The sequence below is a fragment of the Phocaeicola sp. RTP21359st1_B8_RTP21360_211022 genome, from assembly GCF_040911965.1.
GTDB classification, from domain to species: domain Bacteria; phylum Bacteroidota; class Bacteroidia; order Bacteroidales; family Bacteroidaceae; genus Phocaeicola; species Phocaeicola vulgatus.
On record NZ_JBDFXP010000010.1, the window covers coordinates 61,212 to 73,741 of the forward strand.

At 44.7% G+C, this 12,530-nt stretch carries 8 protein-coding genes, 1 tRNA gene and 1 pseudogene; 5 read left to right on the forward strand and 5 right to left on the reverse strand.

All coding sequences use genetic code 11. From position 1 onward, the window contains the following. Positions 1-119: 119 nt before the first annotated feature. Positions 120-194, forward strand: a tRNA-Val gene (locus AB5062_RS07250). 77 nt (positions 195-271) lie between these two features. Beyond that, the gene (locus AB5062_RS07255) at positions 272-916 is read left to right on the forward strand and encodes a response regulator transcription factor (protein ID WP_008667703.1); all 645 of its coding nucleotides are present in this window, start codon (positions 272-274) and stop codon (positions 914-916) included. Here AB5062_RS07255 and mnmA read toward each other — a convergent pair. After that, positions 913-1,977, reverse strand: coding sequence for a tRNA 2-thiouridine(34) synthase MnmA (gene mnmA / locus AB5062_RS07260; RefSeq protein ID WP_005840146.1), 1,065 nt, complete (start codon positions 1,975-1,977; stop codon positions 913-915). The two genes, AB5062_RS07255 and mnmA, sit on opposite strands and share 4 nt — an antisense overlap. A 6-nt stretch (positions 1,978-1,983) precedes the next feature. Then, positions 1,984-2,934: a cysteine synthase A gene (cysK, locus tag AB5062_RS07265; protein ID WP_217755185.1), complete on the reverse strand. Its 951-nt coding sequence runs from the start codon at positions 2,932-2,934 to the stop codon at positions 1,984-1,986. Between the two features lie 145 nt (positions 2,935-3,079). On the opposite strand from cysK, the gene AB5062_RS07270 reads away from it, so the two are divergent. The 3 genes from AB5062_RS07270 (at position 3,080) to AB5062_RS07280 (ending at position 8,010) form a co-directional block, all read left to right on the forward strand. Then, a complete protein-coding gene (locus AB5062_RS07270) occupies positions 3,080-4,018 on the forward strand; it encodes an endonuclease/exonuclease/phosphatase family protein (RefSeq protein ID WP_117699665.1) in 939 nt (312 codons plus the stop codon). Positions 4,019-4,045: 27 nt separating this feature from the next. Then, on the forward strand, positions 4,046-6,502 hold the full coding sequence (locus tag AB5062_RS07275) for a PQQ-binding-like beta-propeller repeat protein (protein ID WP_032953216.1): 2,457 nt from the start codon (positions 4,046-4,048) through the stop codon (positions 6,500-6,502). Positions 6,503-6,705: 203 nt separating this feature from the next. Continuing rightward, a complete protein-coding gene (locus AB5062_RS07280; RefSeq protein ID WP_005840136.1) occupies positions 6,706-8,010 on the forward strand; it encodes a DEAD/DEAH box helicase in 1,305 nt (434 codons plus the stop codon). A gap of 447 nt (positions 8,011-8,457) precedes the next feature. Here the strand turns inward: AB5062_RS07280 and AB5062_RS07285 are convergent. The 3 genes and pseudogenes from AB5062_RS07285 to AB5062_RS07295 form a co-directional block, all read right to left on the reverse strand. Further along, a pseudogene (locus tag AB5062_RS07285) lies at positions 8,458-8,804 on the reverse strand (NAD(P)H-dependent oxidoreductase subunit E); the annotation flags it as partial. Between the two features lie 251 nt (positions 8,805-9,055). Continuing rightward, positions 9,056-10,606 carry a DUF1566 domain-containing protein gene (locus AB5062_RS07290; protein ID WP_005852876.1) on the reverse strand — a complete coding sequence of 517 codons (1,551 nt, stop codon included), beginning with the start codon at positions 10,604-10,606 and terminating at the stop codon, positions 9,056-9,058. Between the two features lie 282 nt (positions 10,607-10,888). Further along, the gene (locus AB5062_RS07295; RefSeq protein ID WP_195257387.1) at positions 10,889-12,487 is read right to left on the reverse strand and encodes an arylsulfatase; all 1,599 of its coding nucleotides are present in this window, start codon (positions 12,485-12,487) and stop codon (positions 10,889-10,891) included. Between the last annotated feature and the right edge of the window lie 43 nt (positions 12,488-12,530).

Genomic DNA, 12,530 nt, shown 5'->3' on the forward strand with positions numbered 1-12,530 from the left:
TCTGTATTTCAGTGTGTTAAGTGCTGGATTGAAAAATAAATAAAAAAATAGTGTGCATAAAATTTGCAGTTATCGGAAATAGCCGTATCTTTGCAACGCTTTTGAAACAAGAGGCTATCGGGCGTTTAGCTCAGCTGGTTCAGAGCATCTGCCTTACAAGCAGAGGGTCGGCGGTTCGAATCCGTCAACGCCCACCGAAGAATGAAGCCTTGCACACAATGATGCAAGGCTTTTTTGTTTCAGTAAGTTTCCCTAGTTAAAATGTATGGGCATGAAAACATTGCTACTTATCGATAATCAGGATATTACCCGTGAAGGTATGAAAACGGTGGCCGGTCGGATAGGAGGGTTCGCCGCAATAAAGGAAGCCGGCAGTCAGAGTGAATTAACCGGACTTCTTGTCGATAATCCCAATGCCGTTGCAGTGTTGGACTATACATTGTTTGATACTTCGGCTGAATATTTGCTTATATTGCAGGAACGGTTTAAGGAGGCACATTTTGTTCTGTTCAGCGATAATCTGAGTGAGGATTTCATCCGGCGTATGGTTTTTAGCGGAACTTCATTCAGCGTGGTGATGAAAGATGCGCCGATGATAGAGATAGAGGAAGGGCTGCGGAAGGCAAAACAGCATTTACAATACATGTGTACGCGTGCAGTCTGGCTGTTGCAGCATAAAGAAGACAAAAAAGATAAGTTAGTTTCACCGCTTACGGTCACGGAGCGTGAAATTCTGAAACTGATGGCATTGGGCAAGACTACGAAAGAGATTGCGGCTGAGCGTTTCCTAAGTGTATATACGGTAATGACTCACCGCAAAAATATCTTTCGCAAGCTGGAAGTGAACAATGTGCACGAAGCAACAAAATATGCCCTTCGTGCAGGGATTGTGGATGTGGTGGAATATTATATTTAGGATAAAGTGATTTCACCGCTTCCCACACAGATTTCCGCATTCTTGTCATACAGCACACCGAACTGTCCGGGGGCTATACCCTGTAAGGGGACGTGGCTGTGGATTCGGAACAAGTTATCTTCCCGTGTCAATATTCCTTTCATGAAAGTGTCTGTATGCCGGATCTTGAAAGAAACATCTGCGGAAGGTGCTCCCTTCCATAAGTCCTCTGTGATGAAATGAAAATCATGCAAGGCAAAGTCTGTCCCATATTGTTTGTCTGTATCATAACCATGTGAGACATAAATGATATTCTCGTCTATATCTTTGCGGATAACAAACCATGGTCCTCCACCTAGTCCCAATCCTTTGCGCTGTCCGATGGTGTGAAACCAATATCCTTTGTGAGTGCCAATCCGTTTTCCTGTTTCCATTTCAATGATATCCCCTTCTTTTTCACCCAAGAAACGGCGGAGGAACTCATTATAGTTGATTTTTCCTAGAAAGCAGATACCTTGACTGTCCTTGCGTTGTGCACTGGGCAGTTTGGCAATGCGGGCGATATCCCTGACCTCATTCTTCATCAGACCTCCCAAAGGGAACATCAGTTTTGAAATTTGCAGATAATCTATTTGTGCCAGGAAATCTGTTTGGTCCTTGACGGGGTCTTGTGCGGTTCCCAGCCATATTTTCCCGTCTTTTTCAAGAATACTGGCGTAATGTCCGGTAGCTGTCTTGTCATATAAATGCCCTGCTTCCTGCTCAAAACATCCGAATTTGATGAGCTTGTTGCACATTACATCCGGGTTGGGAGTAAGACCGCGTTTCACTTTATCGATGGCGTATGCCACTACATTATCCCAGTACTGTCGGTGCAGGTCAATGATATTCAGGCTCAGACCGTATTTGCGGGCGGTGGCGGTACATAGTTCAATGTCCTCTTCTGCCGTGCAGGTGAGATCTTCGTCACCGTCCATTCCGATTTTAATATAGAAAAGATCCGGTTTGTATCCTTGTTCGCAGAGGAGATGTACGACAACCGCGCTGTCTACTCCTCCTGAAATTAATGCAGCTATGTTCATCTCATTTTATGATAATGGGTATTCTTCAAAAGCATAAAGCACGGTAGACAAATATCGTTCCCCCGTATCGGGCAAGATTACTACAATTTGTTTTCCTTCATTTTCGGGGAGTTTGGCCAGTTCCAATGCGGCATAGGCAGCTGCTCCCGAAGATATTCCGACCAATAACCCTTCCGTCAGAGAGAGTTCGCGTCCTGTGCGGATGGCGTCATCGTCTTTCACCCGGATTATCTTGTCTACTAATTTTTCATTGTAGGTATGAGGGATAAATCCGGCCCCGATACCTTGTATCTTGTGCAGTCCCGGATTTCCTCCCGAAAGGACGGGGGAGTTATCCGGCTCTACAGCTACAATCTGTATATGGGGATTCTGTTTTTTTAATCCTTCCGCTACTCCGCTTAAAGTGCCGCCTGTACCGACTCCGGCAACAAAGATGTCTACCTTTCCGTCCGTGTCGTTCCATATTTCCTGCGCAGTGGTACGTGCATGGGCGGCGGGATTCGCCGGGTTTTCGAATTGTCCCAGAATGACGGCTCTCGGAGTCCGGTCACGCAATTCCTCCGCTTTTTCTATGGCTCCTTTCATTCCTTTTGCACCTTCGGTCAGTACCAATTGTGCTCCCATGGCTTTTAACAGGTTCTGGCGTTCCTCGCTCATGGTTTCGGGCATGGTCAGTATGGCTTTGTAACCTTTCACGCTGGCAACCCATGCTAACCCTACGCCGGTGTTGCCGCTGGTTGGTTCAATGATAACCGCTCCGGGTTTCAAGATTCCTTTGGCTTCTGCATCCTCTATCATTGCCAGGGCTATACGGTCTTTTACACTTCCTCCGGGATTGAAGTATTCCAGTTTGGCAATTATTTGCGCTTTCGCATCGTGTTTTTTACTAAGGCGTGACAGTTCCAACAAGGGAGTTCCTCCGATGAGTTCGGTCAATTCTTTTTTTATTCTTGCCATAATCTTTTCATTTAGTGGGTTCTGATTTTATAATGCAAAGATAGGGGAAGATGTTCATGGCGGAAATACCCTATTTAGGGTATATTTTATAGTGTTGTCTCCTGAATAATTCACTATCTTTGTCCGGAATTAACAAGTCTAATCTATGATGATAACAAGAAATTTTATTGGGGTAGTAGTCCTTTGCTTGTGTGCATTGGCAGCTTGCACATCTTCAAAAGAGTCGAAAAAGACGCTGACTGTCCTTTCATGGAATGTATGGCATGGCGGTCATTCAAAAACTTATTCCGGAAAAGGGTGTGAGGGAACTATTGATATTCTGAAAAAAAGTGAGGCTGATGTGGTCTTGATGATTGAAACTTATGGAGCTGCCCCGATGGTAGCCGACTCATTGGGATATTCGTACAATCTCATTTCTGATAATCTTTCTATTTATAGCCGTTATCCCATTATTCGGAAATATGCTTTTGCCGACAGCATAAGTACCTTTAATTTTGGCGGAGTGATGATAGATGTGGATGGGAAACCCGTCCGTGTTTTTAATACTTGGTTGCATTATCTTCCTGATATGCGTTTGGTCCCGACGGATAAATCCAAGGAAGAAATATTGGCTTGGGAGATGGAGGGAACACGTGATGAGGAAATACATAAGATTTTGTCTGTTCTTCAACCCTTGTTGGCAGAGGCCGACAGTATTCCAATTATAATGGGCGGTGATTTTAACGTGCATTCTCATCTGGATTGGACGGAAGCTACCCGTAACCTGTATCTTCATGGTGGTGCAGTGGTGGATTGGCCTGTTTCCATTGCTATGGAAGAGGCGGGATTTAAAGATAGTTTCCGTGAGATGAACCCCAATCCGGTGGCCAATCTGGGAGTAACGTGGCTGACAGATGCGGATTCGTTGGAAACCGAGTGTCGTATGGACCGCATTGATTTTATTTATTATCAGGGAAAAACCATTCAGGCGATAGCATCTGAGTGTTATGACAATAGTTTGGGTAAAACTTTTACTTTTAAAGGAGAAGATTTTTTCTATCCTTCAGATCATGGTTTTGTCCTTTCGAAATTCGAACTTGATTAAAATAAGAGTTGATAAAAATAGATATTCATGAAAAAGACCTTTTTATTATCGTGCCTGATGTTGGCCGCAATGCCGGTGATGGCTGCTTACACGGGCCATGTATATGTAGATAAAAACAAGAATGGCGTATTTGACCAAAGTGAAAAACCGCTGGCGGGCATCAAAGTATCCGATGGCTTGAATGTGGTTGAAACGGCTGCCGACGGTAGTTTTACTTTACCCGGTCATGAGCGTGAACGTTTTATTTTCATTACCACTCCTTCGGGGTATAAAACATTTAACCGTCATTATCATAAAATAGAAAAGAAACAGTCCGGTTATGATTTCGGTTTGATCCCTTACAGTGGACGGATTCGTAAAAACGGCTCCCACAGGTATATTCATATTGCTGATACAGAGATATTTAATACGGAAAACCATGCAGACTGGGTGAATAATGTGCGTGACTATGCCAGGAATGAACAGGCGGCTTTTATCATTCATACCGGGGATATCTGCTATGAAAAAGGCTTGAAGGCTCATATCAAACTGATGAATACGGAAAATATGGACTGTCCTGTCTTTTATTGTATCGGAAATCATGATTTGGTAAAGGGGAAGTATGGCGAAGAACTTTTTGAAAGCATTTATGGGCCGGTATATTATTCTTTTGATGCAGGTAATGTGCACTATGTTGTTACGCCGATGCCCGGAGGAGACCATGCTCCAGGCTATACTTCCGATGACGTCTGTCGTTGGTTGAAGAACGACCTGGCTCATATCCGCCCCGGAACTCCTGTTGTTGTTTTCAATCATGATTTGCTGACATACGAAGATACCTTTATTTTTAAGAGCAAGAATGCCGGAAGCATTAATCTGAATGAGTACAACTTGAAAGCATGGGTATATGGTCATTGGCATATTAACTATATGAAGAAACAGGGAGATGTTTACAGTGTTTGTACCTCTTCATTGGATAAAGGAGGCATAGATCATTCCACTACTGCTTTTCGTGTGATGCACGTAGATAGTAAAGGAGATTTCACTTCCGAGCTCCGTTATACCTATTTGGACAAGAATATCTGTATCGCTTCGCCTGCAGGAGTAATGGCTTCGGGTGTCCTTCCGGTGGCTGTCAATGTGTATTCTTCCGTGTCGCCGGTGAGAGAAGTGCTCTATACTTGTCTGGCCGACGGGAAACCTGTGCTGAAAAACAAGCGATTGCTGCAAAGTACTGACTGGTCATGGAACGGGGAGCTTCCCTTGTCTCATAAATATGTGGGTAAGGAACTTACTTTGCGGGTAACAGCCCGTTTTAATAACGGAGAGATAGCTGAAGCAGAAAGTAATTTTATCTGCCGGACTGAAAAGGCCGTTCCTTTGTTTTCTGCTGACTGGGATAATCTGTCAGGCAATGCGAAACATTCCGCCCCCGTTTCCGCTCCATTGAATTTGCCTTTGCAGCTGGCATGGACTAACAATGTCGGAGCTAATCTTTATATGACTTCTCCACTGATACACAAGGGAAAAGTAATTGTTGCCTCTGTGGATGAGGATCTGAAAGGTGTAGGCCATGTGTATGCTTTGAATGGGAAGGACGGTACAATTCTTTGGAGTTGTCCTGTTCGTAATTCTATTAAAAACTCCATTGCGGTTGATAGTGACATCGTGTTTGCCCAGGATGCCCAAGGCTTTTTGTATGCCATTGATACCGAAACCGGCAAATTGTGTTGGGAAAAGCAATTGCCCGTAAATGGCTTGCCGGCCCTTATTGACGGACTGGTGGCCGGTGAAGGAGTGGTCTATGCGGGAACCGGAAAGGGGCTTTGTGCTTTTGAAGCCCGAACGGGCAAACAACTTTGGAAAAATGAAGGCTGGGGACAAGGAGAAGGGACTACGAGCACGCTGACTTTGGGTAACAACCTGCTGGTTGCCGGTGCACAATGGAATGCCCTTTACGGCAATGATGCCAAAACAGGTGAGAAACTTTGGGCGGTCAGCGATAACGGCTTGCGTAATCGGGGAGCATCTCCTGCCATGCATGGTGCCTTGTTGTATCTGATCTCAGATAAGTCTTTCTTTATATTAGAGGCTGCTACCGGAAAAGTAATAGTCCGTAAACCATTACCTTATAATGTGGACGTTACTTCTACTCCTTTACTCACTGACAAGGAGATTATCTTTGGTTCTGCACAGAAAGGGCTGATAGCCTTGGATAGTGAGACATTGGAAGAAAAATGGACTTGTCCTGTGGGGGATGCTTTGGTTTATACCTGTCCTTATAGCCGTCAGCCTTCCGCTACGATTGAAACCAGTGCGGTATGGGCGGGAGATATTGTTTATGTAGCCGCTTCGGACGGTACGGTATACGGAATTAATAAAGAGGATGGCAAGGTGGTATGGAAACATGCTACAGGAGCTCCTATGTTCGGGTCGGTAGCCCTGTCGGGTAATGCATTGGTGGTTTCGGACTTTGGTGGAAATGTTTATTTGTTCTGTAAGTAGAGTTACGTAGATTACGATATGATATGGGCGGTAAGTGTGAAGCATCTTCTTTCTTATGATGGAACTATTCAATGGATCAAACAGGAACTATCTAGTTAAATAACCATAAAGTCTGCCCGGAAATACTTTCGGGCAGAATCATTACTGTACCTTTGTTCCCATAAAATAGATACAGGCCGTGAGGCCCAATTTAATTATTTCACATGACATTTAAAGAATTAGATCTTATAGAGCCTATTTTGAAGGCTTTACAACAAACCGGCTATACAACGCCGACCCCCATTCAGGAACAAGCAATTCCTGTATTATTAAAAGGTAAAGATTTGCTGGGATGCGCCCAGACAGGAACAGGAAAAACAGCAGCGTTTGCTATCCCCCTTATACAACGACTTTATCAATCAGACCATAAAAAAGGTATCAAAGCATTGATACTCACCCCGACGCGTGAGCTTGCTATACAGATAGGCGAGAACTTTGACCAATATGCCGGATATACCGGAGTGAAGCATGCCGTCATTTTCGGTGGAGTGCCCCAAAAGGCGCAAGTTGATGCTTTGAAACGAGGTGTGCAGGTATTGATTGCCACTCCCGGACGTTTGCTTGATTTGCAGTCGCAAGGCTGTATTTCATTGAAGGGGTTGGAGTATTTTGTATTGGATGAGGCAGACCGTATGCTTGATATGGGCTTCATACACGATATCAAGAAAGTATTGAAACTGATTCCTGCCCGGCGACAGACTTTGTTTTTCTCGGCTACCATGCCTTCTGAAATAGAGAAGCTGGCAGATTCCATGTTGACTAATCCGGAGAAGATAGAGGTGACTCCAGTTTCATCTACTGTTGATACTATCCGGCAGAGTGTTTATTTTGTAGAGAAGAAGGAAAAGAAGGACTTGTTGCTGCATTTGCTGAAGAATCCTGAGATAGAGTCAGTGTTGATTTTTACCCGTACCAAGCATGGTGCGGATAAATTGGCGAGGATTTTGAACAAGAGTGAGATCGGGGCGGAAGCTATTCATGGAAACAAATCGCAGAACGCACGCCAAAGGGCGTTGACAAACTTCAAGGATCATACCACAAGAGTGCTGATAGCCACAGATATTGCAGCCAGAGGCATTGATGTGAACCAGCTTTCTCACGTTATCAACTATGAACTGCCCAATATATCGGAAACTTATGTGCACCGCATCGGTCGTACCGGGCGTGCCGGACACGACGGAATAGCCATCTCTTTTTGTGAATCGGAAGAATTGCCTTATTTAAAGGATATCCAAAAACTGATAGGACTACAGATTCCTGTTGTGAAAGACCATCCTTGGGTGACCGTGGAAGGGGAAAAAGCGCAGGCCGGCAAGACCGAAGAACTGAAAGAAAAAGCAAAAGCCAATAAGGTGTACCGGGGCAGCAAAAGCAATGGTGATTATTGGCGCAGGAAGAAACAGGCTCAAAGCAGACAAGGGCAAGGCAGGCAGAGTTCGGATAGAAAGGCTTCCGGCAGACAAGGATAAAGAATAACTTGTCTGCGTTTCATTATAAAATAGTTTATACTTGTTTTTATAACCTGTTTAAACTGAATGCATTTATTAATGCAGAAGAGTTCCCCGCTTTCCATCTGTTTGGAAAACGGGGAACTCTTCTGATATCTTGTGGTATTCTTTCACCGGTTTATCAAACTTTTGCATTATTCGTTGTTTATGCGGCTTTTCCTCATTTAACTTTATTGTAGGGTTTAGTGATAGTATAGGAATAGCTAATTCTTTTTGACCGTAAGAGTAAGCCTTTTTGAAAGGATGTGTTCTATCTCCATAGCCTTTGGAGTTATCTCCCAAGCTTATGGAGATAACTCCAAAGGCTATGGAGTTAACTCCGCAAGCTTGGGAGATAGAACATAAAAGGAAGAAAACGCTTAATGATTAAAAAGAAAGATTTTAATAATAAGAAAAAAGGATTGCATTTCATTTCAAGTCTTCAATAATCTTCTCCATATCCACAGGTTGCAGTCGGTCATAGACTTTCTATCATTATTACAGGGAGCAATCCATAGGCGCCTACACACCACAGACAGTCCGGAAAGAACTTACCATCGGGAGTTGTTTCTCCTGCTTCTATTCCCAATATCCGTTTAAATTCTTCCGGTAGTTTTTCGGAACCACGTACACGGCAGACCGTTCCCATGCATACGGAGATGGGATGTTTTTCCTTTGGGGATCATGACAAAGAACGTATAGCAAGCAACCATGCCATACACTTTCTATACGGGCATGTTCAGTTTGCGGGCGATGATACGTTACATCTCTTCAGGCTGGTTCCCATGCTTATTGCCAATCTTTCCGTTTTCTTCATGATTGCTTGTAATTTACAGGTGGGGCGTATTTTCATGGGCATAAGAATTAGTGTGTTGCAAAGATCGGAAAATGTCCGGGTTGATAAAGGAAGAGTGGAAAATATGAAAAAAAAGAAGCCCGGTCCGTTTGGTGGTGAACGGACCGGGCTTTACAATCAATTTGTCAACCATTTATAGCCAATGGGAACTGCTGTGCCTCCATCGGACCTTTAGAATTGTGCGACAGGGCGTGTGGCGTAGTTGCTGGCTTTACTGTTGGCAACTATCGCACCACTTACAAAATTCAGATGCCAGGCGGATTCTGCCGAGTGTTCGGAAGAAGACCAGTACGCTTTGCGTGCAAAATCATTGAAACAATCTTGTTTGTCTTTGCAAATGATTCCGGCTTTTTGAAGTTCCCACAACAAAGTCAACTCGCCTGCCGACGGTAAATACCATTCACCTGCCGATTTGCCGCTGGTACTGTATTGGTAGCAGTAGCCTCCTGCCGGGTAGCTGGAAGAACTTTTACCGAGGTAGGCGGTGTGAGCCTTTCCATTGAAGTCGCTGATGGCTCCTTCTGACACCCAGGTGGCAGGTTGTCCGGTTTCAACATGAATGGTTGCCCCCTTGATACGTTCCTCGTCCTTATCGGAGAAGAAAGAATCGGCGGTTCCGTTATAATAAGGGAGGACACCGCTTGTCAATGTGCCGTCGGCGGTGGTATAGTTTTCGATGCCTTCTATATCTTCTGCTTTGCTGATCCATTTGGTACTGGACTGGTTGTCGCCTAATGCCACGATGCGTCCGAATGGAGAAGTGGACAGGGTGGGCGAGAGATTGCCGTCCGCATCATCCAGGGCATAGACAATACCGATGCAGGTTTTATTCTCATTCTTCTCGCTGGAGAAAGTAGCGTCGCTATAGTAATAATCGCCTACCTTGGCAGAAGGTAAAAGAGTGCAAGTGAGTGCCGGAGCTTCGTATACTTTGCCTTTCTCCAATTTGATGGTTGTCGAAGTAGCTGCCTCATACACTTCACCGGTGGTGGTAACAAGAGTGAAATGCAACTGTGCTTCGGAAGGGAAGAAGGAGATGTAGGTGGTTCCGGAAATACCGGCTTTGTTTTTAATAGTGATATTTCCTGTTTGGGTACTGCTGAACTCTCCGTTTTTTAGTTTCATAACGGCACTGGAGTAGAGGGTTCCGGCAGTGGCGGTTATGGTAATTCTTGTGATGTTGTTCAAAGGACTGCCACCGTTGACGGTGAACTGGAATTTACCGATAGTGACCAAACTGGTCATTTCGCAGGCGGAAGAGCCTGTGGTTTCGTTCATGCCGGCTTTACATTGTGCCCATAAGTAATCATAATTTGTTATACCTGCCAGTGTTCCGTCCTGTCCGCTCAGGTTGAGGGTTTGGGTCAGGGTGTCACTGCTGTTCGCGGTGATGGCTGCCGCCGGGTAAAATACGGCAATTTCATTCTCATTCTTTACCAGTGTCGAAAGATTGCCCGTAAAGGTGTCAGAAGAGTCGGTTTTTCTTGTGAGAATGCTTTTGGGAACGCCGCTGGAACCGGTTTTTATTACGGCCAGTTGGCTGTTGGCGTCCCAGTTGCCTTGCAGGATGCCTGTATCCTCTGCATCTGAAGAACGGGGAGACAGAGATGCTGTGAGAGAAAAAGGAACGGTGGAGGTTGTCGTAACTTGATCGTCGTCATCGCTACACCCCAACATGCATAGAGCGATGCCCAAACAGAGAATAGTTGTTGTCTTTTTCATCATCGTTTTCGTTTTGCTGTTTTATGATTAAAACTTGAATGGTATTTATTATTTAATTTTAGACAGCAAAGGTAAATGTTCTCGGCCGATTTTTCTAATCTATTCGGCGAAAGCTGATTTTTTTTCGATAAATTAGGGGAATAAGGGGAAATTTGAGGAGATGGCAGGGGGGGGGCATTGTCTCCCTGTTTAAATTCTCATTGAAAATCATAGTTTTTTGTTGTTTTGAATGAAGGGAATTGTATGAATGAAAATTTAAACAGGGATTTTTATGGAAACTTTTTAGTTTTCTTTGCCTTTTTGATCGGGATATAGTGACTGGTAATAATTGATTCGTTCTGTCCATGGACGGTATTCAAAAGGATAAACGTGTTGTTGCTCTGCCCATCGTGTCCATTTGTTTTCTAATTCTTTTGCTTTTAAAGGAAATTGTTCGGAAAGATCTTGTGTCTCAAAAGGATCGGTGGTGAGGTGAATCAATTCCCAAGGCTGTCTGCCGTTGGCACGTACTAGTTTCCAACCGTCAGACAGGATGGCGCATGAGGTCTGATGTTCAAAGAAAAGATCGCGCGGCTGTATTTTTTGTTTTCGTATAGCCGGCAGGAGACTGGTTCCGGCCAATTTCACTTTTTGATTGTGAAACGTGTCGGGGTAATGTGCGGAAGCAATATCCAGGCAGGTGGGAAAAATATCAATGATATGACTGGGTTCCCGACAGATACTGCCTTTTTCTGTCTGGCTTTTGCTTCTTCCGTCTGTAAGGATGAGAGGGGAACTGGTTCCTCCTTGGAATACCCATTGTTTGTAACTGCGATAGGGGGTATTGCTTAAATCAGCCATCAGCTGTTTGATGAATCCCCCTTCACTGGTAGAGCCGTTGTCGCTCATAAACAGAAACAGGGTATGTTCATACATTCCTTTGTCTTTTAAGGTCTGTATTACCTTTCCTATGCCGCTGTCCATGATTTCGATCATGGCGGCATAGGTAGCCATATCGGTTATCCATTTTTCTTGCTGCTGTGGAGTAAGTTCGGTCCAGGCGGGTCGTTTACCGTCCGGAAATTCTTTTTGGAAGACTGGAAGAACCATTTCCGGCGTTATCAGCCCTAAGGCTTTTTGACGTTCGAAACGTTGTTGGCGTAGAACATCGTAGCCGGCTTTATAGCGCTCACGGCAAGCATCTATCTTGTCTTGGGGGGCTTGTAGGGGCAAGTGAGGTGCGTAATGTGCTATGTACATGAACATGGGAGTCTGCGTGGGATGTTGTTTGATAAAACTAACGGCAGAGTCTGTGATAGCGGTGGTATAGTAATAATCATCCGGAAACTCGGTAATCCGTTGCAGATTATGATAAACGGGATCTGGTTTGTAATAGCTTCCCCCTCCATGCAGGCAGCCGTAGTATTTGTCGAATCCCCGTTGAACTGGATAACTTCCATTGGGGGTTTCAAAGGCCGCATCTAAGGTAACATGCCATTTGCCACTCATGTAAGTGGCATAGCCTTGGTCGCGCAGTACTTCGGCAAGGGTGGGCAGGTGATCCGAAATCTGTCCCCGATACCCCGGACGATGTTCGTCTACCGCGGTCATCCATCCCATTCCCGCTTCGTGCTGATAATGTCCGGTGAGTAAGGCGGCACGGCTGGGGCAGCTTCGTCCTGTGTTTTTAAATTGGCTGAAACGTATGCCTTGTTCGGCCAGATAATCTATATTGGGGGTATGTATTTCTCCTCCGTAGCAGGATAAATCAGAGAATCCCATATCATCGCATAAAATCAATACGATATGGGAATGTTCCGTGTCTGGTTTGGTGTGAGTAGCTGCTACAGTGGAGGTTATGGCAGTTAGTGCCAAGGTTGTAACGGTTAACTTATATGTCATGGGTGATTTGTATTTTAGTTTTTTCATTTTGTTCCATCCCTTG